Annotated in this window: 16 protein-coding genes; 13 read left to right on the top strand and 3 right to left on the bottom strand. The window is 70.5% G+C overall.

Annotation, left to right across the window (positions count from 1 at the left end):
* The first annotated feature begins 31 nt into the window (after positions 1-31).
* Positions 32-1,009 (top strand): MurR/RpiR family transcriptional regulator, encoded by a 978-nt coding sequence (locus BGM09_RS04355; RefSeq protein WP_188280046.1) that lies wholly within the window; start codon positions 32-34, stop codon positions 1,007-1,009.
* Positions 1,010-1,096: 87 nt separating this feature from the next.
* Here the strand turns inward: BGM09_RS04355 and BGM09_RS04360 are convergent, their stop codons facing one another.
* Complete coding sequence (locus BGM09_RS04360; protein WP_188280047.1) at positions 1,097-1,303, bottom strand: cold-shock protein; 207 nt, start codon at positions 1,301-1,303, stop codon at positions 1,097-1,099.
* Positions 1,304-1,610: 307 nt separating this feature from the next.
* Here BGM09_RS04360 and BGM09_RS04365 point away from each other — a divergent pair, with 307 nt between their 5' ends.
* Positions 1,611-3,911, top strand: coding sequence for an FUSC family protein (locus BGM09_RS04365; RefSeq protein WP_223186290.1), 2,301 nt, complete (start codon positions 1,611-1,613; stop codon positions 3,909-3,911).
* A gap of 85 nt (positions 3,912-3,996) precedes the next feature.
* Here BGM09_RS04365 and BGM09_RS04370 read toward each other — a convergent pair whose 3' ends face one another.
* Entirely contained in the window at positions 3,997-5,871 is a 1,875-nt protein-coding gene (locus BGM09_RS04370) for an arabinofuranosidase catalytic domain-containing protein (protein ID WP_188280048.1), read from the bottom strand.
* A 295-nt stretch (positions 5,872-6,166) separates the two neighbouring features.
* Here BGM09_RS04370 and BGM09_RS04375 point away from each other — a divergent pair, with 295 nt between their 5' ends.
* The 6 genes from BGM09_RS04375 (at position 6,167) to BGM09_RS04400 (ending at position 16,419) form a co-directional block, all read left to right on the top strand.
* A complete protein-coding gene (locus BGM09_RS04375) occupies positions 6,167-7,210 on the top strand; it encodes a LacI family DNA-binding transcriptional regulator (protein ID WP_188280049.1) in 1,044 nt (347 codons plus the stop codon).
* Positions 7,211-7,300: 90 nt separating this feature from the next.
* Positions 7,301-8,581, top strand: coding sequence for an ABC transporter substrate-binding protein (locus tag BGM09_RS04380; RefSeq protein ID WP_188280050.1), 1,281 nt, complete (start codon positions 7,301-7,303; stop codon positions 8,579-8,581).
* A gap of 5 nt (positions 8,582-8,586) precedes the next feature.
* Positions 8,587-9,504: a carbohydrate ABC transporter permease gene (locus BGM09_RS04385; RefSeq protein WP_188280051.1), complete on the top strand. Its 918-nt coding sequence runs from the start codon at positions 8,587-8,589 to the stop codon at positions 9,502-9,504.
* Positions 9,494-10,429 carry a carbohydrate ABC transporter permease gene (locus BGM09_RS04390; RefSeq protein ID WP_188280052.1) on the top strand — a complete coding sequence of 312 codons (936 nt, stop codon included), beginning with the start codon at positions 9,494-9,496 and terminating at the stop codon, positions 10,427-10,429. The genes BGM09_RS04385 and BGM09_RS04390 overlap by 11 nt, the downstream gene beginning before the upstream one ends.
* Positions 10,430-10,587: 158 nt before the next feature.
* Complete coding sequence (locus BGM09_RS04395) at positions 10,588-12,096, top strand: alpha-N-arabinofuranosidase (protein ID WP_317452521.1); 1,509 nt, start codon at positions 10,588-10,590, stop codon at positions 12,094-12,096.
* A gap of 231 nt (positions 12,097-12,327) precedes the next feature.
* Positions 12,328-16,419, top strand: coding sequence for a discoidin domain-containing protein (locus BGM09_RS04400; protein WP_188280053.1), 4,092 nt, complete (start codon positions 12,328-12,330; stop codon positions 16,417-16,419).
* A 61-nt stretch (positions 16,420-16,480) separates the two neighbouring features.
* Here the strand turns inward: BGM09_RS04400 and BGM09_RS04405 are convergent, their stop codons facing one another.
* Positions 16,481-17,686, bottom strand: coding sequence for a PstS family phosphate ABC transporter substrate-binding protein (locus tag BGM09_RS04405; RefSeq protein ID WP_317452522.1), 1,206 nt, complete (start codon positions 17,684-17,686; stop codon positions 16,481-16,483).
* A gap of 306 nt (positions 17,687-17,992) precedes the next feature.
* On the opposite strand from BGM09_RS04405, the gene BGM09_RS04410 reads away from it, so the two are divergent.
* The 5 genes from BGM09_RS04410 to BGM09_RS04430 all read left to right on the top strand — a co-directional run bounded on the left by BGM09_RS04410 (position 17,993) and on the right by BGM09_RS04430 (position 25,137).
* On the top strand, positions 17,993-18,802 hold the full coding sequence (locus BGM09_RS04410; protein ID WP_188280054.1) for a phosphatase: 810 nt from the start codon (positions 17,993-17,995) through the stop codon (positions 18,800-18,802).
* Between the two features lie 215 nt (positions 18,803-19,017).
* Complete coding sequence (gene msrA, locus BGM09_RS04415) at positions 19,018-19,530, top strand: peptide-methionine (S)-S-oxide reductase MsrA (RefSeq protein WP_188280055.1); 513 nt, start codon at positions 19,018-19,020, stop codon at positions 19,528-19,530.
* A 128-nt stretch (positions 19,531-19,658) separates the two neighbouring features.
* Positions 19,659-20,987, top strand: a complete 1,329-nt coding sequence (locus BGM09_RS04420) for an SGNH/GDSL hydrolase family protein (RefSeq protein WP_223186291.1) — start codon at positions 19,659-19,661, stop codon at positions 20,985-20,987.
* Positions 20,988-21,154: 167 nt separating this feature from the next.
* Positions 21,155-23,548 (top strand): polysaccharide lyase 8 family protein, encoded by a 2,394-nt coding sequence (locus BGM09_RS04425; RefSeq protein ID WP_188280056.1) that lies wholly within the window; start codon positions 21,155-21,157, stop codon positions 23,546-23,548.
* A gap of 47 nt (positions 23,549-23,595) precedes the next feature.
* Positions 23,596-25,137 carry a glycoside hydrolase family 88 protein gene (locus BGM09_RS04430; protein ID WP_188280057.1) on the top strand — a complete coding sequence of 514 codons (1,542 nt, stop codon included), beginning with the start codon at positions 23,596-23,598 and terminating at the stop codon, positions 25,135-25,137.
* Positions 25,138-25,160: the final 23 nt, after the last annotated feature.

Consider the following 25,160-nt stretch of genomic DNA (forward strand, 5'->3'; position numbering starts at 1 on the left):
CGCGCGTGGCGCACAGGAGAGGGGTTGGCGGATGCCGGTCAGCGGGCCCGCGGACGGCCGTACGGACACGGCGGAGCCGGGACCGGGCCACACGGACCCCGAGCCCGCGGACGGCACCGACCCCGCGGGCTCGGGCGGCGGCGCGGCCATCCCGGCCGCGCTGGACTCGCTGTTCGTGACGCAGCTCCAGTCCGGCCGGCTGACGCCCGCGCAGCGCCGGATCGCCCGCTACATCTGCGACCACGGACCCTCGGTCGCCTTCCTGTCCAGCGGTGAGCTGGCCGCGCGAGCCGGGGTCAGTCAGGCGTCGGTCATCCGCTTCGCCACGGCCGTCGGGTACTCCGGCTACGGCGCGATGATCGAGGCGATCCGCGAGATCGTCCTCGCTCCCCGCCCCGACCGCGCGGCCGGCGGCGCTTACCCCGCGCTGAACCGTATGCAGCTCGCCGTCGAGCACAGCATCGACAGCCTGCGCTACCTGCGCGATCACCTCGCCGACCTCGCGCCGCTCCAGGAGGCGGCCCGGCTGCTGGCGGACTCAGCGCCGATGCCGGTCTGCGGCTTCCGCGGCTCGGTGCCGATGGCCTCGTGGTTCTCGTTCTTCGCGTCGAAGATCCACCCCAACGTCATGGCGCTGTGGGGGAGCGACAGCCACATGCTGGAGAAGGTCACGCAGGCGCGGCTGGCCGGGGCGTCCGCGCTGTTCGCCATCGTCATGCCGCGTTACCCGACGCAGGCGCTGCTCACCCTGGAGGCGGCGCGGCGGTCCGGCCTGAAGGTGGTCCTGCTCGCGGACTCGACCCTCACCCCGCTGGCCTCCCACGCCGACGTGCTGCTGCCCGCGCCGGTCAATCCGCATTTCGTCTTCGACTCCCAGATCGCCCCCGTCCAGATGGCCGCCGCCCTGCTGGAACTGCTCGCGGACGTCCACCCCGAGCGGACCCAGCAGCGCCTCGACGCGCTGGAGGAACTGGCCGCGGACCACGACTTCTTCCTGCCGGAGGACTGAGGCCGTCGGACCGAGGCGGTCGCCCGCGAACGGACGGGTCCGGGCCCGCCGTGACGGCGGACCCGGATCCGGAGGACCGTGTACGGCTCAGCCGGCGCGGACGATGTTCTCCGCCTGCGGGCCCTTCTGACCCTGGGTGACGTCGAAGGTGACGGGCTCGCCTTCGGTCAGCTCCCGGTATCCGTTGCCCTGGATGTTGGAGTAGTGGGCGAAGACATCGGGGCCTCCGCCTTCCTGGGCGATGAACCCGAAGCCCTTCTCGGAGTTGAACCACTTCACCGTGCCGTTGGCCATGCGTGTGAGTCCTCTGCGTCTGTGGTCCGCACCGGTCGCGGAACCTGGTGGATCCGCGGCCTGTGGATGCCCGCCTACGGGCACCCGCAGCCGTACGTACCCCATCGCGGCGCGCCGCATGCACGCCGATCGCGCGGATGACCGCGCAGGGCGAACATGCGCCGCGCCGCGGCCGGAAACCGGCCCTTGAGCGACCCGTCGTCCGGAGCAACACTGACCCGGCAGGGGGTGGGCGGTCGCACCGGCCGGGCACGCTCGTGGGATGCTGGGGCGGGATCCGGTCTTGACGAGGGAACGCGGCAGCACGATGAGAACGGCACGGAGGATCCGCCACAGGGTCTGGGACCGCTACTCGGCCTCCGACCCCGGCCTGCTGCGGCTGATGGCGGGACTGCGGACGGTCGGCTCGATCGGTCTCGCCCTGCTGATCCTGTCCCTGCTGCACATCTCCGTGACCCATATGGTCGCGGGCGCCATGGCCGCCATGGTCTCCACCTTCGCCATCCGCGAGAAGCGGGTGCGCGACCAGGCCGTCACCCTCGCCCTCGGGCTGCCCACCGCCTTCGCCTCGGTGTCGCTCGGCGCCCTGCTCAACCCGCACATCGTCATCGGCGACCTCGCCTTCATCCTGCTGATCTTCGGCGCCGCCTACGCCCGCCGCTTCGGCGAACGCGGCACCGCGCTCGGGATGATCGGCTTCCAGATCTACTTCCTCTCCCTGTTCGTCCACGCGACCGGCGCCGGTCTGCCGTCGCTCTACCTCTCGCTCGCGGTCGCCTTCGCGTGCAGCGCCGTCATGCGGTTCGCGCTCGTCCCCGAGACCCCGGAACGCACCCTGGGACGGCTGCGCCAGGCGTTCCGGGCCAGAACCGCCCAACTCGTCGCCTCCCAGATCGACCTCCTCGACGCCGATTCCGACCGGCTGGAGAGCGTCATCGGCGACCTGCGCAAGGACGTCGCCCGGCTGCACGAGGCCGCCCTGATGATCCAGAGCGCACTGGAGGTGGGCACCGACGACGAGGCCGCCGCCGCCCTGCTGCAACGCCGGGTCGCGGACGCCGAGATCGCCGTCGAACGCCTCGGCCTGCTCCTGCTCACCGCCCGCAGCGCGGAACGCGCCGACACCCTGACGCTCCACCTGCCGAACGCGCCGCTGCCCGCACCCGCGCGCCGCACCGACGACGAGGACGACGCGCTGCGCAAACTGCGCGCCGAGCTGCGGGCGCTGCATCTGCTGGTGACCCGGCTCGGCACCGACGACCCCGGCACCGCCGTCGCCCAGGTGCGCAACCGCCTGCTGGCCTACCGCGACGAGGAGAATCTGCCGCGCGCCTCGCTCGCCGTCCAGGACGCCTTCCGCGGCATCGGCGAGGCCGCGCGCGCCGTCCTCGGCCTGCGGCTGGCGCTCGACGGGCCGGGCGACGAGTCCGACGACACACCCGAGACGATCCGCTCCCGCGAGGAGTTCGAGGCCGAGGACCTGGCGCTGGCGGGGGAGGGCGAGAGCGAGCAGGACCGCACCGGCCTGGGGCGCCGGACGACCCGCGCCGCCGTCCAGGTCTCCGCGGGGTCCGCGCTGGCCATCATCGGCGGCGAGTTCCTGTCCACGCAGCGCTGGTACTGGGCGGTCCTGACCTGCTGGGTGGTCTTCCTCAACACCTCCTCGACCGGCGAGATCCTGGTCAAGGGCTACCGGCGGCTGATCGGCACGGTGTGCGGCGTCGTGGCCGGTGTGCTGCTCGCCGGGGTCGTCGGCAACCACACCTGGACGGCGTTCACCCTCGTCCTGGTGCTGATCTTCGCGATGTTCTTCACCGCCCCGGTGTCGTACGCGCTGATGTCGTTCTTCGTCACCGCGATGCTCGGCCTGCTCTACAGCCTGCTGCACACGTACAGCGTCTCGGTGCTCGTGCTGCGCATCGAGGAGACCGCGCTCGGCGCCGCCTGCGGGGTCATCGCGGCGGTGCTGATCTTCCCGGTCCACACCGATCTGCGCACCGACGAACAACTGATCACCGTCCTGGCCAAGCTCCGCGACGTGGCCACCGCCGCCGTCGCCCAGCTCAGCGGCGGCCCGGCGGTCGACCTGCTGGACATGGCCCGCGAACTGGACACCGCGCTCGACGACCTGCGCCGCTCCACGCACCCGCTGACCCATCCGATCACCCCGCTGCGGGGCCGCAGGCGCACCGCTCGCTATCTGGTCGCGCTGCTGGAGACCTGCGCTTACCACGCGCGGTCGCTCGCGGCGACCGCCGAACTGGTCCCGTACAGCAAGAGCATCGCCGCCGACCCCCGGCTGGCGGCCGTCGGCGTACGCCTGGAACACAACCTCGACGTGCTCATCGCCCACGTGGAGGAGATCAAGGACGACAAGGACGGTACGACGGCCACGGACGGGACGGCGCAGGGCGCGATCCGGACCGAGCCCAGCATCGCCTCCATGCTGGAGGGCTCCGGCTCCGCCGTACCGCGCTCGGGCTCCGTCACCTTCCGCGTGCTGCGCCACCTCCAGCGGCTGGACGAGGGCGTGGCGGGCCTCGCCCGGCCGCTCGGTGTCACGGTCGCGACGTCGGGCGGCAGGACCGGCAGCCGCCGGGCGGCCTGAATCCGTCGCGTCTGAGCCGTGGCACCGACGGCCCGGCGGTACGGGGCTCGCGCTCCCGTACCACCGGGCCTCGGCGGCGGCGCGGTCAGTTCAGGGCGAACCTCTGCGCCGCCGTGCCGTTGCAGTCGTGGATCCGCAGGCGGGTGCCGTTGGCCGTGGCGCCGTTCGGAGAGTCCAGGCAACGCCCGGACTGCGGATTGAGCAGCGATCCGTCGGACTGCTGGACCCACACCTGGCCGCCCACCGCGGTGTCGCAGTCGTACAGCTCCACCAGCGAGTCCTGCGCGGTGGCGTTGCCCGCGATGTCGAGGCAGCGGCCGAGCGTGGTGAGCCGGTTCGTGGACGTGTGCACCCAGTGCTGGTCGCGGGCGTAGGACTGGCAGTCCCACAGTTGCGCCGCGGACAGATTGCCGCCGCTGTCGTCGCCCGTGATGTCCAGGCACTTCGCGCCGGGCCCGGCGATCATCGATCCGCCGTTGACGGTGAAGACCTGCGCGGCCGTGCCGTTGCAGTCGTGGATCTGGAGGCGGGTGCCGTTGGCGGTCGCGCCGTCGGTCGCGTCGAGGCAGCGGCCGGACTGCGGGTTGAACAGCGAGCCGTCGGCCCGCTGCACCCACTTCTGCCCGCCGACCCCGTTGCAGTCCCAGAGCTCGACCTGGGTGTTGTTCGCGGTGCCGTTGCCGTTGATGTCCATGCAGCGGCCCAGCGTCCGCAGCGAACTGTCGGGCTCGTGGACCCAGTGCTGATCGGCGGCGCCGCTCTGGCAGTCCCAGAGCTGGACGGCGGCGCCCTTGCTCGCGACGTCGTCACCGGTCACGTCCACGCACTTCCCGCCGGGCGCGGCGACCGTCGCCGGAGCGACCCCGGCCGTGTCGCCCGCGTATCCGGCCGCCACGACGTTCGCCTGTACGGCGTTGTCCGCCGCGTCGGTGGGATAGCCGGAGGTCATGACGCCTTCGAAGAACGACCCGACCGCGCGGTTGCTGTTGTCGCCGCCGGTGCCGAGGACGATGGAGCCCTCCTGCCGCATCGGCGCGTAGCCCGGTGGCAGCGCGCCGTTCCACCAGGTCGTGAGCCCGCCGGACTGCGAATTCCCGCCCTTGAGGGCGAAGGACGTCTGGCCGTTGTTCTTCAGCACGGCCGTGACGAAGGGGCTCGAATTGCCGCCGTTGACGCTGTGGGCGTTGGTGTCCGCCTGGAAGATGCCGTTCTCCAGGTCGGCCTGCACCCACGGCCCGTCGCCGGAACAGGGGCTGCACGCGTGGGCCAACGACATGTTGAGCGCGTCCATGTGACCGGCACCCGTGTCGTTCGGGATCGCCTCGACATTGCCGAAGTCGAAGCAGCAGTCGCGGTTGACATGGGTACCGCTGGTCACCATGTACATCCCCTCGGCCTGCCCGTTGACGGCGACACCCGAACCAACGGCATGGCGGTACCCGACACCCGGCGGCACGTAGACGCCGTAGACGGAGTGCCCCGCCACCGTGACGTGCAGCGCGTTCGCCAGGGCGCCGACATCGGCCGCCCCGGCGGTGCCCGAGCCCTCGATGGTCAGGTCGTTGTGGCGCGGCGACTGGTCGTAGATCTTGGTGATGACGCACACCGCGCCGTTGCAGAAGGCGTTCTGCGCCCCGGCGTTCGCGTAGCCGCCGGTCTCGGTCGGCCCGATGTCGAGGGTGGCGTTGTCCCGCACGCGGGTGACCTGGTACAGGCCGCCGTTGTACGAGCCGTACAGCGCCCGCACGGTACTGAAGGCGCCCACGCAGGGGGTGCCCGCGGTGCCGTAGATGTCGCACGGCTGGTTCGTGGCGGCGTGCGCGGGACCGGTGACGCCGACCAGCAGGCCGAGGGTCAGGGTCAAGGTCGCGCCCAGGGCGAGCAGGACGCCGCGTAAGCGCCTCAACAGGTGGCGTACAGATGGTCGGTGGTCGCGAGCGGTCGTCGTCGAAGCGGTCATCGTCGACCTTTCTCCGTGGGGGGATGGCACGGAACACGGTGAGAGATGCGAACTGCTCATACGATTCAGCGACTTCGAAGCTAGAGGCGTCTCGTCGTGCCCGTCAACCCTCGGACCCTGCGCTAATACGCCCGGACAATCTTGTCCCGAAGGCTTGACGAGCGGTTCGCCGTAACTTAGCGTCCGAGGCGCTGAATCGTTAGAGCAACCCTTGGCGCACCACATCCGGCCGGCACATTTTCCCGACGGTGGTTCCCTGCTTCAGGCGGTGGCTTCTTGCTGAGAGGGGTGCCATATGGCGTCGGCGGACAAGCGCGCCACCGTCACGCTCAAGGACGTCGCGACGGCGGTGGGGATCTCCCAGAGCGCCGCCTCCATGGCGCTGTCGAACCACCCGCGGATCAGCGAGGCGACCAAGGAGGCCGTACGGGCCGCGTCGGCCAGGCTCGGCTACGTCCCGAACTCCGCGGGGCGGGCACTGCGGGCGGGCCGTTCGACCTCCATCGCGGTCGTCGTGCCCAACACCGGCCAGCACGTCTTCGGCCACCCCTACTTCATGCACCTGCTGGTGGGGGTGACCGCGGAGGCCAACACCCGCGACGCCGCGCTCATGGTGTCGACCAACCCCGACGAGACCCACGGCGTCGCGGCGTACGAGCGGGTGCTGCGCTCGCAGGCCGCGTCAGGGGCGATCGTCGCCTCGGCGTCGATCAACGACCCCAACGTCAACCGCATGGTCGACGCCGCGCTGCCGGTGGTCCTCATCGGGCGGTTCGTCCACCTGCCGCACGCGGTGAGCGTCGGGGTGGACGAGATCGCGGGCGCCGCGGCCATCACCCGCCACCTGGTGGAGGACCACGGGCTGACCCGTATCGCGCACATCAGCGGCCCGCTCAACCACCAGACCGCGGTGGACCGTTACGAGGGCTTCCGCACCGCGCTGGCCGAGTCGGGACGGCCCTGCACCCACACCCTGGCCGTGGGCGACTTCAGCGAGGAGTCCGGCAGGCTCGCCGCACGGCAGGTGCTGGACAGCATGTCCGACGTCCAGGCGATCTTCGCCGCCAACGACGAGATGGCCTACGGCGCGATGCTGGAGATCCGCTCCCGCGGGCTGCGCGTCCCGGAGGACATCGCGCTCGCCGGATACGACGACTTCGGCGTCTCCCGGCTCACCACACCCGGGATCACCACCGTCCACGTCCCCGCGGAATCGCTCGGCCAGAAGGCCGCGGCCATCCTCTTCGACCTGGTGGACGGGACCGCACCCGACCCGGTCCACACCGTGCTGCCGTTCGACCTCGTGATCCGGGAGTCCTGCGGAAGCCACCCCGGCTGAGCGACCGCCCCGCCCAGCCCAAGGAGACAGCCCTGCCGACCCTCAGGTCCCGCGACGACGCGGGGCACCGAACGGAATGGAACGATCGGTATGTACGTCAGATTCGGGAGAACGGCCGCGGCACTCGCCGCCGCCACCACGGTCTCACTCCTCCTCGCCGGCTGCGGCGACAACGGCGCCGGCGGCGGTACGTCCGGCGGCGTGGTCAAGCTGACCATGCTCACCGGCTTCACCGGCCCCGACGCCCCCTCGTACCAGGCGCTGATCAAGGAGTTCAACGCCAGTCACCCCAAGATCCAGGTCACGATGACGGCCGAACCCTGGGCCACCATCGGCCAGAAGCTGCCCGCCTCCTGGGCCACCGGCCAGGGCCCCGACCTTGCGACCCCCAGCTCCGACCCGGGCGCGATCTTCACCTACATCAAGACCAACTCGGTGCTGCCGCTCGACCCCGCGGTCGGAGCCGGCACCGGACAGATCGACTCCGCCGCCTTCCCCGCCGCCGTGAAGTCCGCCTTCACCGTGGACGGCAAGCTCTACGCGGTGCCCGCCAACATGGCCACGCTCGTCCTCTATTACAACAAGGCGATGTTCGCCGCCGCAGGGCTGAGCCAGCCGCCCGCCACCGAGGACGAGTTCATCGCCGACGCCAAGAAGCTCACCAAGGGACCGGGCGGCAAGCCCAGCCAGTACGGCCTCTCGCTCGCCGACAACAACACGATCCAGATGTGGCCGATCCTCCAGTGGATGAGCGGCGGCGACATCGTCGGCGCCGACAACTGCGCCGTCGTCAACAGCCCCGCCAGCGTCCAGGCGCTGACCCGCTGGAGCCGCCTGGTCAGCCGGGACCACATCAGCCCGGTCGGCCAGGCGGGCGCGGACGCCGACACGCTGTTCTCCGCCAAGAAGGCCGCGATGGAGATCAACGGCCCGTGGGCCGCCGCGGGCTTCAGGTCCGCGGGTGTCGACCTCGGCATCGCCCAGGTCCCGGTCGGCTCCGCGGGTCCCGTGACACTGGCCTCGACGGTCCCGCTGATGATCGCCCGCACCTCCAAGCACCAGACCGAGGCCAAGGAATTCCTCGCCTGGTACACCGGAAAGACCGCCCAGACGCAGTTCTCGAAGGTCTCCGGATTCCCGCCCGCCCGCACCGACCTCGGCAGCGCCGTCAACGGCGATCCCACCGTCGCGCAGTTCGCCGCCGCGCTGCCGCACGCCAAGCTCTACCTCGCCGGCCAGCCGAACTCGACCCGTATCGACAGCGACGTCTACGTCCCGCTCATCCAGAAGATCGAACGCGGCGCCGACGTCCAGTCCGCCGCCGACTCGGCCGCCAAGGCGATCAATTCGCTCACCGGCTGCAAGAAGTAGCCGTCATGTCGAGCACACCCTTCCCCTCCGCCGGGAAGCCCGCACCCGTACGGCGGCGCAGACCCCGTATCAACAGCGCCTATCTGTTCATCGCGCCGAGCGTCCTGCTGATCGGCGTGTTCATCGCCGAGCCGATCGTCCAGTCCGGCTGGATGAGCCTGCACGACTGGACCGTCGGCGAGGCCCACCACACATTCGTGGGTCTCGACAACTACACGGCGCTCTACCACGATTCGCGGTTCTGGAACGCGCTGCGCGTCACGGTGATCTACACCGCCGCCGTCTCCGTGGGACAAGTGCTGATCGCTCTGGCCATCGCCTCCCGGCTGCGCAGGACGACCTGGTATTCGGCGCTGCTGCGCACCGCGTACTTCTTCCCTTTCATCGCCTCGCTCGTGGTGAGCGGCATCGTCTGGAAATTCCTGCTCGACCCGCAGGTCGGCCTGGTCGACGCCTGGCTCTCCGGAATCGGCGTCACGCCTCCCGAATGGCTGCAATCCACCTCCCTAGCACTGCCCACCGTCATCGTCGTGGGCATCTGGAAGAACGTCGGATTCACCATGATCGTGCTGCTCGCCGGTATGCAGCAGATCCCGCCCGACCTGTACGAGGCGGCGGCGCTCGACGGCGCGGGCGCGTGGCAGCGATTCCGCCATGTGACCCTGCCCGCGCTGCGTCCGGCCCTGCTGTTCACCACGCTGATCGCCACGGTCACCGGACTGCAACTGTTCGACCTGGTCTATGCCATGACCAGCGGCGGGCCGATCTTCCACACGGAATCCGTCGTGATGTACCTGTACCAGAAGGGTTTCGTGGAATTCCAGATGGGCTACGCCAGCGCCGTCGCCTGGATTCTCTTCGTGATCATCCTGGCGATCTCCGCACTCCAACTGCGTCTGTCGAGGTTCCGCGATGCCGACTGACACACTCCGGCCGCGCCCTGCGAGGGGCGGCGCGAGCCCGTACGGGAGCGGCCCCCGGCCGACCGGGCCGGTACGCCTGTGGCCCGCGGCCAAGGTCGCCGTCCGGTACGGCGCCAGGTGCGGCACGGTCCTGTCCTGGGCGGCCATCACCGTCGGCGCGGTCGCGATGATCATCCCGTTCGTCTGGATGCTCGGCGTCGCCTTCCGGACCAACGCCGACCTCTACGCCGACCCCGCCCGGCTGATCCCGCGGGACTGGACCCTGCACGGCGTCCACGCGGTGCTCGGCCAACTCCCGTTCGGCAAGCTCGTGCTCAACACGTTCGTCTTCGCGGGCGGCACGACCGTGCTCCTGCTGCTGTTCGACTCGATGACCGCGTTCGCGCTGGCCAGGCTGCGCTTCCGGGGCAAGAACGTGGTGTTCCTGCTGATCCTGGCCACGCTGATGGTGCCCTTCCAGGTCACCCTCGTGCCGGTCTTCCTGACCTTGTTCCACCTCGGCTGGCTCAATTCGTACCAGGGCCTGATCATTCCCCGCGCGACCAGCGCGCTGGGCATCTTCCTGCTCCGCCAGTTCTTCATGCAGTTGCCGCGCGAGCTGGACGACGCGGCCAGGATCGACGGGGCCAACGACTTCACGGTCTACTGGCGGATCATCCTGCCCAACGCCAAACCGGCCCTCGCCTCGCTGTTCATCATCCAGTTCGCCGCCCTGTGGAACGACTTCCTGTGGCCGCTGGTCGTGACGAACAACGTCGACATGCAGACGCTGCCCGCGGCTCTGACGCTGTTCTCCAGCCAGTCGGGCGTGGACCACGCCGCGCTCATGGCGGGCGCCGCGATCTCGCTGAGCCCCTTGGCCATCGCCTTCCTCGTCCTCCAGCGCTTCTTCGTGCAGGGCGTCGCGACCACGGGAATCAAATAACGCCGCCCGGCCGATTCCCCGCAGCCTTTCCGCGCCCGGCCGTCGCCCCGCCATCCCCCCCGCGCCGTACCGCTCTTTCCGCCTGCCCTTTTCCGCCCGCCTGCCCTTTTCCGTCATGGCCATGTCGCTGAGACATCACAGAGAAACCGGAGACCGGAGTGCTCACCTGCACCGCGACCATCGACCCCGCCTTTGTCATCGCCCCGGTTCCGCCGCGCCTGTTCGGCTCGTTCGTCGAACACATGGGCCGGTGCGTCTACGGAGGCATATACGAGCCCGGCCATCCCGAGTCGGCCGTCGACGGACTGCGGCTCGACGTCATCAAGCTCACCCGTGAACTCGGCGTGAGCGCCGTCCGCTACCCCGGCGGCAACTTCGTGTCCGGCTACCGCTGGGAGGACGGCGTCGGCCCCCGCGACGAGCGCCAGGTCGCCCTCGACCTGGCCTGGCGCTCGCTCGAACCCAACACCTTCGGGCTCAACGAGTTCATGGCCTGGGCCAGACAGACCGACATCGAACCGATCATGGCCGTCAACCTCGGCACCCGCGGCGTCGAGGACGCCTGCAACCTGCTCGAATACGCCAACTTCCCCGGCGGCACCCGCTACTCCGACCTGCGCATCGCCCACGGCGTCCGCGAACCGCACCGCATCAAGACCTGGTGCCTGGGCAACGAGATGGACGGGCCCTGGCAGGTCGGCCAGAAGACCGGTACCGAGTACGGCCGCCTGGCCGCCGAGACCGGGAAGGCCATGCGCCGCATCGACCCGTCCGTCGAACTCGTCGCCTGCGGCAGTTCCAACGAACGGATGCCGACCTTCGGCTCCTGGGAGGCCGACGTCCTGGACGAGGCGTACGACGTGGTCGACTACATCTCGCTGCACGCGTACTTCGAGCAGCACGGCGACGACCGGGTGGGCTTCCTCGCCTCCGCTCAGGTCATGGACACCTTCATCGAGGGAGTCGTCGCCACCTGCGACCACATCGCCGCCAAGAAGCGCTCCCGCCGCAAGCTCCAGCTCTCCTTCGACGAGTGGAACCTCTGGTACGAGAGCCGGTTCGAGGGCCAGGACAACCTCGAATGGGCACAGGCGCCCCGGCTGATCGAGGACGAGTACACCGTCGAGGACGCCGTAGTCCTCGGCAACCTCCTGATGAGCCTGCTCCGGCACAGCGACCGGGTGACCATCGCCTGCCTCGCGCAGCTCGTCAACGTCATCGCGCCGATCCGCACCGAACCCGACACCGGGGCCTGGCGGCAGACGATCTTCTACCCCTTCGCCCTCACCGCCCGGCACGCCCGCGGTGAGGTCCTGCGCGTCGAGCCGGACTCACCCGTGCTGCACTCCACGACGCTCGGTGACGTCGCCGCCGTCGACGTCACCGCCACCCGCGACCCCGAGACCGGCGAGACGACGATCTTCGCCGTCAACCGGGACGACACCCAGGCGGCCACCTTGCGGCTGCGGATGGCCGGCGCCGAGCACGACGTCATCGAGCACGTCGTCCTCGGCGGGCAGGACCTGCTCGCCACGAATTCCAAGACGGCCCCCGGCCGCGTCGAGCCGCGCTCCAGCACCCGGCACTTCGTGGACGCAGGCGGGCTGTCCGCCGAGCTTCCGCCGGTCTCGTGGACGATGATCCGTACGGCGCCGGTCACGAGCTGATCCACCGGCCCCTCCGACTCCGTCCCCGCGCCGCCCGCCAGGGCCGCGCGCGGGGCAGGGCGGCGGCTCCCACGCATCCGCACGACCTTTTCGGCCCTCGTCCGAGATCCGGACATCGCGGCAGGTCTTGACAGAAGCCGGTAGGGATTACAGCCTATGGCAACGTTGTCATTTGAGTTGAGAGCCGGGCCGATCGTTCCGTCGGCTCATGTGGGATTGGACTTTTTGGACATGTCGGATCAGCCGCACCTTTCCCGGCGAAGGATCGTCGCCACCGGCTCCACCCTCCTGGCGGGCTTCGGCCTGGGCACCGCCTTTCCCACGGCTGCCTCCGCTTCCACCCCGGCCCCCGTTGCCGGGCCCGCGGCGCCGTCGGGGACCGCCGCCGCGCGGGCCGAACTCGCCGCCTACCGTCCGATCACCGTGTCGTCCACGGACTACGCGCCCACGCCCGGCGAATTCGCGGTCGACGGGATCGGTACCGTCGGCGTACGCGGCACCGGCTGGCGGGCCGCGGCCGGCGACCCGCAGTGGATCTGTGTCGACCTCCAGGCGGACTGCGAGGTCGACTCCGTGAAGCTGACCTTCGAGGCCACGGTGAACGACCCGGTCTTCACCCCCTCCGACAGCGGCAATCCGCGCGACAGCACCACAGGGCAGGAGATCCTGTCGAGCTGCGCGGTGGACTTCGTCATCGAGACCTCGCGCGACCAGCACGCCTGGACCACCGTGTACCGGACCACCTCGGGCACCGGCGGAGTCGTGGACATCGCGCTGGACCGCAAGGTCACCGCGCGCTGGGTGCGGCTGACCGTGCGCAAGCGCTCCAACGCGAACCCGCTGGGCCTCAACGGCCTCGCGGTGTACGGCACTTCGCGCGCCCACCGCCCCGCCGCCACCGGCTGGACCGACTGGGGCACCCATCACCACCAGGCCCCCGCGCTGAAGACCGCCGCCGACGGCACCGTACCGCTGGAGTCCGGCTGGACGCTGACCATGGACGACTGGGCGGGCGGCGAGGGCGCCGACCTGTCCCGTCCGTCGGTGGACACCAGCCGCTGGCTGCCCGCGACCGTGCCCGGCACGGTCCTGGCCTCGCTGGTCGAACAGGGCCACCTGCCCGACCCGGTGTCCGGTCTCAACAACCTGCACATCCCCGAGGCGCTGTCCCGCCACTCGTGGTGGTACCGGCGCGGCTTCGACCTGCCCCGCGACCTGACGACCGGCTCGGGCCGCCACATCTGGCTGGAGTTCGACGGCGTCAACCACACCGCGGACATCTGGCTGAACGGCAAGCGGGTCGGCGGCCTGACCTACCCCTTCGCCCGCTCCGCCCACGACGTGACGGGGCTGCTCACCGCCCGCGGCGAACAGGCCCTCGCCGTGAAGATCACCCCGATGCCGTTCCCCGGCAGCCCCGGCGACAAGGGGCCGGCCGGACTGGCCTTCGTGGACGCGGGCGCCACCATGATGAACCGCAACTCGCCCACCTACCTGGCCTCCTCGGGCTGGGACTGGATGCCCGCCGTACGGGACCGCGTCTCCGGAATCTGGAACCACGTACGGCTGCGCTCCACCGGCCACGCCGTCATCGGCGACCCCCGCGTCGACACCGTCCTGCCCGGCCTGCCCGACACCCGCAGCGCGGAGGTGACGATCGTCGTCCCCGTGCGCAACGCCGACACCGCCGAGCGGCGCGTCACCGTCACCGCCGCCTTCGACGACGTCAAGGTGACCCAGACGGTCACCGTGCCCGCGGGCGGCGGCAAGGACGTCACCTTCACCCCGTCCGTGTACGGCAAACTGCGGCTGCGCAACCCCAGGCTGTGGTGGCCCAACGGCTACGGCGAGGCCGCCCTGCACGACCTGACGCTGACCGCGACCGTCGACGGCCGCACCAGCGACCGGCGCACCACCCGGTTCGGCATCCGGCAGTTCGGCTACGAATTCGCCGTGCCGCTGCCCTTCACCGCGAGCGGCGACGCGTACACGCAGTCCGTCGACCTCGGGGCGCGGACCGCGCGTTATGTACGGGTGCGCTGCCTGACCCGCGCCACCGCCTGGGGCTCGTCGCTGTGGAGCCTGTCGGTGGTCAACAGCGCCGCGCCCGGCACCGACCTCGCGCTGCGCAAGACGGCCACCGCCTCGTCGGTCGACGAGGACGACCACCAGCCGGGCAATGTCACCGACGGCGACCAGGGCACCCGCTGGTCCTCGTCCTTCGAGGACGACCAGTGGGTCCAGGTCGACCTCGGCGCCCAAGTCGCCTTCGACCGCGTCGACCTGACGTGGGAGCAGGCGTACGCGCGCACGTACGTCGTCCAGGTCTCGGCCGACGGCTCGGCCTGGACCGATGCGAGGTCCGTCGACAACACCGCGGTCCCGCTGCCCTTCAACGGCGGCGACGCCAGCCTTCAGACCGAGGACTTCAGCGCGGTGACCGCCCGCTACGTACGGATCAACGGCGGTGCCCGCGCGACAAGTTGGGGCAACTCGCTGTGGACGCTCTCCGTGGTCGACAGTGCCAGGCCCGGCACCGACCTGGCACTCCACAAGACCGCCAGCGCCTCCTCCGAGGACTCCGGTGCCCCGGCGTCCAACGCCACCGACGGCAACCCCGGCTCCCGCTGGTCGTCGGAGTATCTGGACGACCAGTGGATCCAGGTCGACCTCGGCTCGCCCCAGAGCTTCGACCGCGTCGCCATCGTGTGGGAAGCGGCCTACCCGAAGACGTACACGATCCAGGTGTCCGCCGACGCGAAGACCTGGACGGACGTGAAGTCCGTCGACAACACGCCCGAGCCGCTGAAGATCAGCGTCAACGGCGTCCGGGTCTTCTGCCGCGGCGGCAACTGGGGCTGGGACGAACTGCTGCGCCGGATGCCCGCCGCGCGGATGGACGCGGCGGTGCGGATGCACCGCGACATGAACTTCACGATGATCCGCAACTGGGTGGCCAGCAGCAACCGCGAGGAGTTCTTCGCCAGTTGCGACGAGCACGGTCTGCTGGTGTGGAACGACTTCCCCAACGCGTGGGGCATGGACCCGCCGGACCACCAGGCGTACAACGACCTGGCGCGCGACACCGTACGGCGCTACCGCGTCCACCCCAGCGTCGTCGTGTGGTGCGGGGCCAACGAGGGCAATCCGCCCGCCGCGATCGACACCGGCATGCGCGAGGCCGTCACCTCGCAGGCGCCCGGTGTGATGTACCAGAACAACTCCGCGGGCGGCATCATCACCGGCGGCGGCCCCTACGGATGGGTGGAGCCCGCGCGGTACTACGCGCCGTCCACGTACGGCAGCGGAAGCTTCGGCTTCCACACCGAGATCGGCATGCCGGTGGTGTCCACGGCCGCCAGCATGCGCAATCTCGTCGGCGACGAGCCGGAGTGGCCGGTCGGCGGAGCGTGGTACTACCACGACTGGAGCACGCGGGGGAATCAGGCGCCGCAGAACTACCAGGCCGCCATCGAGGCCCGTCTCGACACCGCCACCGGCCTCGACGACTTCGCGCGCAAGGCGCAGTTCGTCAACTACGAGAACACCCGCGCCATGTTCGAGGCGTGGAACGCCAACCTGTGGAAGGACGCCAGCGGCCTGATGCTGTGGATGTCCCACCCGGCGTGGCACAGCACGGTGTGGCAGACCTACGACTACGACTTCGACGTCAACGGCACCTACTACGGGGCCCGCAAGGCGTGCGAGGCGCTGCATGTCCAGGCCGACCCCGACAAGTGGCAGGTCATCGCGGTCAACCACACCCCGCACGCTGTCACCGGCGCCCGGGTGACGGCCGACTACTACGACCTCGACGGCCGCCGACTCGTCCCGGAACAGCGCAAGTTGGTGAACATCGCGCCGTCGTCGTCGGTCACCGCGTTCACCGCCGACCGGATGGACACCCTGCCGTCCTTCCACCTGCTCCGGCTCCGCCTGGAGGATCCGCTCGGCCGCGTGCTGTCCGAGAACACCTACTGGCGCTACCGCGACACCAAGGACATGCGGGTCCTGAACAAGGCCAAGCAGACCCGCCTGTCCACCGACCTCGGGCGCCTCACCCACTCCGGCGCCCGCCGCAGCCTCACCGCCACCGTCCGCAACCGCGGCTCCGCCGTCGCCGCCATGGTCCGGCTGTCCCTCCTGGACGACCACACCGGCGAGCGCGTCCTGCCCACTCTCTACAGCGACAACTACCTCTGGCTCCTGCCCGGCGAGTCCCGCACCCTCACCCTGACCTTCCCCGCCGCCGGCCTCCCCTCCTCCCGCCCCGCCCTGCGCACCGAGTCCTACACCGCCCCCACCACCCTCACCCGGCTCTGACCCCGGGCGTGAGGCGGCGGCGGTGGGGTCTCCACCGCCGCCGGCCGGGCGGGAGCGAGGGTCAGGGGGCGGTGTCGATCTGCCGCAGACTGCCGGCCGCCTGGCCGGACCGCAGCGGCAGGAAGACCTGCTGCCCGGCGACCACCTGCTGACCCCGCTTGCTGAGGATGAAGCGCATCAGCTCCTCCATGACGGGGTCGAGCTGTTTGCCGGGGCGCTTGTTGACGTTGAAGTAGGTGACGCGGCTGAGGGGATAGGCGGTGGAGGCGACGTTCTCGTAGGTGGGGGCGTACGCGGGGGAGCCGGTGTGTTCGCTGAGGGACAGCACCTTGACGGCCTGGTCGACGTAGGCAAGGCCGGTGTAGCCGATGGCGTAGGGGTCGTCCTTGACGTCCTTGGCGATGTTGAAGACGGTCTTCTCCCAGTGGACGGCCGGGTCGGCCGGGGTGGAGCCGTCGGCGGCGCCGGGGCGCCACTCACCGCGCTTGCCGTCGGTGTTGAGCACGCGCTGGCGGAAGAACTCCTCGAAGCCGTTCCAGGGCTGGAGGCCCACGATGTGGATCGGCTTGTCGGCCCAGTCGCCGGTGAGTCCGAGGTCGCCCCAGGTCGTGGCGGCCTTGCCGCCGTGGTTCCGGGTGGTGGACAGCGCCGCGTCGAGCTGGTCGAAGGAGAGCTTGTCGAGCGGATTGTCCTTGTTGACGATGACGCCGACGGAGTCCAGGAACCCGTAGTGACGGTAACTGCCGCCGGAGACCGGCACGCTCAGCGGGTCGTAGCCGAAGGCGTCGTGGAATCCGTCGATGTCCGAGGGCTTCAGCTCACGGGAGACGAAGACGCAGTCGAGATTGCCCTTGATCAGCTCCAGCGCGCCGAGGCTGCCCGCGTAGGGCGGGTTCACCGCGATGTGGACCTTGGGGTACTGCTTCTCGAACTCCTTGATCCACTTCTTGGAGAGGTCCGCCAGCACATCGGAGGCGCCGCACTGGTAGTCGCCGTGCAGGGAGTTCTTCGGCTTGGCCCGGTACGGGCGCAGCCCGGAGTCGAGTGAGGGCTGGAGGAGTTCGGGAGTGGGCAGCGGGCGGCCGTGGGCCTGGTTGTACGCGTCCTGCTCGTCGGTCTGCGGAGTGACGGCCTTTTGCGGGGCGACGGCCCAGTTCGTCAGATGGTCGGCGTTGTTGTCGGAACTGGCCGTGCTGGTCAGGGTTGCGGTCACCACCAGCGCGGAGGTGAGGGCGAGGGTGGCAGCCCCACGAAGTAGTGGTCTCACGGTGCTCTCCCGGATGATGGACGCGAACGGCACGGAACACCGGACGGGCCGTGACGGCCCGTCCCTCGTGTCCTGCCGTGATGACGAAGCGAGACGCTAGGTCGCGGCTGTCGGCAGCGGCCAGACGTCCGCGGGAAAATGCGAGTTGATCGCGCTTTTGCTCGTTGTGCCCGCCCGCCACCGAGCCCTGCTGAACCCGCGCGCGGACGTACGAGGCTGTGTGCGCGACGGGCGGCGGTGGGGGAATCCGCAGGTCAGTCCCACCCCCGCCGTCGGCCGACGGCGGGGGACACGGACAATGGGGGCATGGATTCGGTGGATATACGTTTTTCGCGTGACGAGCTGATCGACCATCTGCGACGGACCCGCATCGCCGGGGATGTCGCCACCCCGCGGCAGGGGAATCTGCGGCACTACAGCGAGCTGGTGAAGGGGAACCGGCGCTTCTGGCTGGGGCTGGAACTGGGGGAGCGGTGGACCGAGGAGACGGTGCTGGCCGTGATGGCCGAGCGCGTCGGGGTGGTGGCCGACCCCGGACACCTCCAGGGGCAGGACACCATCGACGCGCGGCTCACCGTGGACGGACTCGACCGGATGGCGGCCGTCCTGCGGGAGGCGGCGCGGCAGCGGTGGCGGGTCCTGGTCGCCACCGGGCACCCGGGCGGGCTGCTCGATGTGCACCAGGCCGTCGCGCGGGCGCTGCGCGCGGCCGGCGCCACCGTCGTCGCCATTCCCAAGGGCCTGTCCACCACCGAGGGTGACGACGACTCCTACGGCGACGTGCGCCAGTTCGGCAGCGTCGCCGTACTGGAGGACGGCGCCACCTTGTGGCACACCCACGCGCCGCAGCCGATGTCGGCCATTCTCGACGCGCTGACCGCCGCGGGCGAGCCGCTGCCCGACCTGGTGGTGGCCGACCACGGCTGGGCGGGCCGCGCGGGACAGCGCGGGATCAGGACCGTCGCCTTCGCCGACTGCAACGACCCGGCGCTCTTCCTCGGCGAGGCGGAGGGCACCATCGCGGTGACCGTCCCGCTCGACGACCACGTGGTGGACCCGCAGGCGTACGAGCCGATGACCGCCTATCTGCTGTCGGAGGCCGGCCTCACCGCCTGAGGCACGCGCGACCCCGTACAACGCGCCGGTACGAGCGCGCCCTGTCCCGTACGACCCCGCCGCCGGCAGCCGCGTCACCCCGGCGGGACACACCGGCCGCCCACGGCCAGTACGCTTCCCGTGGGTGCCCGAAGCACCGCAGACACCGCCGCGGACGCCCCGGAACACGGGGCGTCCGCCGTGTGTTACCGCCATGGAACACGAGGAGGACTGAGATGACCGCTCAGACACAGAAGGCCGTCCTCGCCGGCGGATGTTTCTGGGGCATGCAGGACCTGATCCGACGCCTGCCCGGCGTGACGGACACCCGGGTCGGGTACGCGGGCGGCGACGTGCCGAACCCCACGTACCGCAACCACGGCACCCACGCCGAGTCGATCGAGATCACCTACGACCCGGAGCGGACCGACTACCGGGCGCTGCTGGAGTTCTTCTTCCAGATCCACGACCCGAGCACGAAGAACCGCCAGGGCAACGACATGGGTCTCAGTTACCGGTCGGCCGTCTTCTACGAGGACGACGAGCAAAAGCGCGTCGCCGAGGACACGATCGCCGACGTCGACGCCTCCGGCCTGTGGCCCGGCAAGGTCGTCACCGAGGTGTCGCCCGCCGGTACCTTCTGGGAGGCCGAGCCCGAGCACCAGGACTACCTGGAGCGCTACCCCGACGGCTACACCTGCCACTACGTACGCCCCGGCTGGCGTCTGCCCGCCCGTACCAAGGACTGACGCCCGGGGCACCCGGCGCCGCCGGTTACCGCTTCCGGCCTTTCCCCGATGGCCCTGCGACGCCCCATTGATAGCGTCGGAGCGGGGCGCGTACAGTGCGCGCGGCGACTCGTATCCGGGGAGGCCAGATGTCGGGTTCATCGTCGGACGGCACGCCGAGGCGCGCCATGGGGCGAAGGGCCCTGCTGATCGGCGGCGCGGCCTCCGCGGCGGCGGCCGGCGCCGGATCCCTGACCTTCGCGGAGTCGGCGCGGGCGCGCCCCGGCGGCCCGGGGGTCGAGTGGGTCGGCAGTTGGGCCGGGGCCCCGAACGCCGCGCCGGCGGCGGCCGTCGTCCACCTGGAGAACCAGACGGTCCGGCACGTGCTGCGTCTGAGCCTCGGCGGCTCCGCGCTCCGGTTACGGCTGACGAACGAATTCGGTGAGAGCGCCGCGCACATCGGCGAGGTCCGGGTCGCCCGCCGGGCGGGAGCGCAAGGCACGGCGATCGTCCCGGCCACCGACCGCCGGGTGACGTTCGGCGGCAGCGGCTCCGTACTGATCCCGGCCGGGGCTCCGGCCGTCAGCGATCCGGTCGACCTGGCCCTTCCCGGCGGCGCCGACCTGGTGGTGAGCCTCTATCTGCCGGAGCGTACGGCAGCCACGAGCCTGCACGCGTACGCCCTCCAGAAGAACGCCGTGGCCGCGGGCAACGTCACCGCGGCGACGGCGGTCACGCCGACCGCCGAGCCGCAGGCGGTGTACTTCGTGTCCGGTGTCAGCGTCAGGGCCGGACGGCAGGCGTCCGCGATCGTCGCGCTCGGGGACTCGATCACCGACGGCGGCAAGAGCACCGTCGGCGCCGATCTGCGCTGGCCGGACCAGCTCGCCGCGCGGCTGCGGTCGGCCCGCCCGGCCGCAGACCGCGCGGTGGTGAACGCGGGAATCTCCGGCAACCGCCTGCTGCACGACCCCAATCCGCCCGCGGGCGACCCGGCCGAGGCGTACGCGCTCAACTTTGGACCGAGCGCCCTGCGCCGCTTCGACCGCGACGTGCTCGCCCAGCCCGCGGCCGCGTACGTCATCACCCTGATCGGCGTGAACGACCTCGGCCACCCGGGCACCGTGGCGTCGCTGTCCGAGACGGTGACGGCCGAGCAACTGATCGCCGGGCACGGGCAGTTGGCGGCGCGCGCGCATGCCGCGGGCCTGACCGCCATCGGCGGCACGATCATGCCGTTCAAGGACGACGCCTTCGGCTTCTGGAGCCAGGCCAACGGCGAGAAACGGAACGCCGTCAACGACTGGATCCGCACCAGCGGCGTGTACGACGCCGTGATCGACTTCGCCCGCGTCACCGCCGACCCGGCCGACCCGGACAAGCTGGCCGCCGCGTACAGCAGCGGCGACGGCCTGCACCCCAACGACGCGGGCCACACCGCGATGGCCGCCGCCGTTCCGCTCGACCTGTTCCGCTGAGCCGTCGTCGTACGGCGCGGCGGACGGCGCGCAGCCCCGTACTAATACGTATTATCCCTTGACTTCCAGGAATCCGGAAGCCACGATCCCTCACGGCGCCGAGCGTCTCCCGATCGGCCGCGCCGCTCCCGCGGCCGATGTCCTCCCCCCAACCGTGAGGGTGCTCCATGTCCGTTGATCACTCGTCCCGCGGCCTCACCCGTCGCTCCGCCCTGCTGGCCGGTGCCGCGCTGGCCCCCGCGTGGTTCCTCGGCACCGCCGGCGTCGCGCCCAGCCGGGCCGCCGCGGCGACGGCCTCGGACTTCGCGACGGTCCGCACCCAGTGGGGCAACACGCTGATCGGCAGCTACGACGCCTCCGACCAGGTGATCTCCGCCTACGCGCAGGCGATGGCCGACACGGCGAACGGCCTGTGGTCGACCCTGAACACCTCCACCTCCCGCACCTACCTGTGGGCGGACCTGAACAGCTCCACCGTCTCGGCCGTCCAGCGCGACGTGATCGGACGGCTGCGCCAACTCGCCCTCGCCTACGCCTCGCCGGGCTCGTCGCTGTCGGGCAATGCGACGCTGCTGGCGGACCTGAAGTCCGCACTCGACTGGTTCCTCGCCCACAAGTACGGCGTCACCGCGCGGTACGACAACTGGTGGGACTTCGAGATCGGCATACCGCTGGCCCTCAACGACACCTGCGTCGCCCTGTACGACCACCTCTCGGCGAGCCAGGTCTCGACCGCGATGGCCGCGATCACCCGCTACGCGCCCGACCCGACCAAGGTGAACGGCGGGACGGCCACCGGTGCCAACCTCAACTGGAACTGCGCCATCGCGACCGTGCGCGGCGCGCTGAGCCAGGACGCGGCCGTCATCGACAGCGCCATGGCGGCGATCGCGCACCTCTTCCCGTACAGCACCAGCGGCGACGGCTTCTACCCCGACGGCGGCTTCATCCAGCACTCGGTCTACGCCTACAACGGCTCCTACGGGGTGTCGCTGCTCCAGTACCTGACCTATCTGCTGGTCACCGTGCAGGGCACCCCGTGGGCGGCGACAACGGACCAGGTGCAGCGCGTCTACACCTGGACGCAGGCGAACTACCGGCCGTGGATCTACCGCGGGGCGTTCATGGACATGGTGCGCGGCCGCGCGCTCTCCCGCTTCTACGAGACCGACCACCGTATCGGCCGCCTCACCACCGCCACCCTGCTCCAACTCGCCCGCGTCTTCCCGGCCGATCAGGCGCTCACCGTCCGGTCGCAGGCCAAGGGCTGGATCACCGCGGACACCTACCAGGACTTCTTCGCCTTCGACGCGGCGCCGCTCGAACAGGTGCGGATCTCGTCCGTCGCGCTCGGCCGGGCCGTCGTCGCCGACAGCGCCATCGCGACGGCGGCGGAGTCCACCACCTCCGTCGTGTCGACCTCGATGGCGCGGATCGTGCACCGGCGGCCCACCTTCGCGTTCGGCATCGCGATGGACAGCACGCGCATCAAGCCGTACGAGTCCGCGAACAAGGAGAATCTCCAGGGCTGGTACACCGGCGAGGGCGCCACGTACCTCTATCTGCCCACGCAGCCCGGTCACTGGGTGAACGGGTACTGGCCGGCCGCGGACAAGTACCGGCTGCCCGGGGTCACGCTCGACACCAAGACCCTCGCGCTCGGCACGAACCGCGGTTCGACCAACACCTGGGCGGGCGGCGCGCTGCTGGACGGGAACGTGGCCGCGGGGATGGGGCTGTCGTTCGCCGTCCAGACCCTCAAGGGCCACAAGTCGTGGTTCTGCGTCGACGACGCCGTCATCTGCCTGGGCGCCGGGATCACCAGCGGCGACGGCCATACGATCGAGTCGGTCATCGAGAACCGCAACACCGGCCCCAACGGGCAGGCGAACATCCACGTCGATGGCAACGTTGTCCTGTCGACGCCGAGCAACACGCCGACCGTGGTCCAGCCGCGGTCGATCTTCGTGGACAACCTCGGCGGCTATGTCTTCCCGGTCGGCGGCCACGTCACCCTCCTGCGCCAGGACCGCACCGGCAAGTGGACCGACATGGACCACCGCGGCGTCTACGACGACACCACCGCGTACACCCGCAGGTTCATCACCATGTGGGTCGACCACGGCGTGAGCCCGACCGCGGGCAGCTACCGCTACATCCAACTGCCCGCCGCCACCTCGGCCCAGACCTCGGCGTTCGCCGCGTCGAACGACGTGACCGTCGCCTCGAACACCGCCGCCGTGCAGGCCGTCAGCCGCTCCGGCTCCGGCGTGGCCATGGCCAACGTATGGCAGGCCGGAGCGCCCAAGGCCGCCGGAATCCAGGTCGACAGGACCGCCTCCGTCGTCACGCACCGGAAGAACGGAACGCTCAGCGTGGCCGTGAGCGACCCGACCCAGCAGCTCACCGGGTCGGTCGTCGTCACCGTCGACGGCGCCGTCTCGGCCGCCACCTCCGTCGACCCCGGGGTGACCGTCCTCGCCACCACGCCCAACCTCCGCCTGTCGGTAGCGGTCGCGGGAGCGGTCGGAAAGACCTTCGTCGCACGATTCACCGTCTGACAGCCAGCGGCCCGTCGGCCCGCGAGATAAGGAAGTCGCACATGCGCATGAGGGCTTTAGCAGTGGTGATCGGCATGCTCGTCGCGAGTTACGGCGTGACGTCGGGCTCGGCGCACGCGGCGTCATCGCTCTACGAGGCGGAGAACGCCACCGTCTTCCACGGCACGGTGGACCGCGACCACCTGGGATACACCGGGACCGGCTTCGTCAACACCGCCAACGAGGCGGGCGCCTACGTCGAGTTCAGCGTGAGCGCGCCGGCCGCGGGCGGCTTCGCGCTGGCCCTGCGCTACGCGAACGGGACGGGGGCGGGACGCGCCGGCACCGTCAGCGTCAACGGCACGGTGATCTCCACACCGGCCTTCGCCGCGACCACGGACTGGAACACCTGGGCCGTCACCCGGATACCGGTGACGCTGCGGGCGGGAACCAACGCGATCCGCGTGACCGGCACCACGGCGGGCGGCCTGCCCAACCTCGACTCGCTGACCGTCTCCGACCCGCAGAGCACGGACTGGGCCAACGCGCTGGTCGACTCCACCATGCAGCGGTACACCCCGGCGACCGTCGGCGGCTGGAGCTACCCGGTCGCCCTCTACCTGATGGGGCAGTACCAGGTCGCCCAGCACACCGCGGACCCCGCGCGCCGGGCGGCCCTGATCGCGTACATCAAGGCGTGGGCCGACCGCTTCGTGGACGCCTCGGGGCACATCGACATCACCTTCAACAGCCTGGACAGCATGATGCCGGGACAGGTGATGATCGCCCTGTACCGCGAGACCGGCGAGTCCAAGTACGGCCTGGCCGCCAAACAGATCCACGACCGGCTGCTCCCCGGCGCCGGATACCCGACCACGAGTGACGGCGGCTTCTGGCACGCCAACAGCGCCGACCGCGCCAACCAGCTCTGGTCCGACGGCACCTTCATGGCCGACCCGTTCATGGCGCAGTACGGCAAGTACATCGGCGACAGCGCGCAGTCCTACGACATCGCGGCCAAGCAGCTCGTGGTCTACGCCAGCCATCTGCAACAGGCGAACGGGCTGCTGAAGCACGCCTACGACGCGTCCAGGACGGCGACCTGGTCCGACCCGAACAGCGGCCTGTCCTCCGAATACTGGTGCCGCGCCGTGGGCTGGTACGGCGTCGCCGCCACCGAGATCCTCGACCTGATCCCGGCCGACCACCCGCTGCGGGCCCAGTTGACCGCGACCGTACGCAATCTGGTGCGCGGCATCGCCGCCTACCAGGACCCGGCCAGCGGACGGTGGTTCCAGGTCGTGGACAAGGGGAGCAGCGCGGGGAACTGGACCGAGACGTCGTGCTCGGCGATGTTCACCCTGACCGCCGACGCGGCGATCAAGCGCGGATACGTCCCGGCCGCCACCTACCAGGCCACGGTGGACGCCGGAAAGCGCGGCGAATTGGACCGGATCTCGCTGCACAGCGACGGCCTGACGTATCTGACCTCGATCTCGGTCGGCACCAATGTCGGGGACTACGCGTACTACATCGCCCGCTCCCAGGCCACGAACGACTTCCACGGGCTGGGCGCCTTCCTCTACTTCTCCGAGGAGGTCAACGGCTGAGCCCGGATTCTGCGCGAGCAGGC

The sequence above is a fragment of the Streptomyces sp. CBMA29 genome (assembly GCF_014596445.1).
In the GTDB taxonomy this organism is placed as follows: domain Bacteria; phylum Actinomycetota; class Actinomycetes; order Streptomycetales; family Streptomycetaceae; genus Actinacidiphila.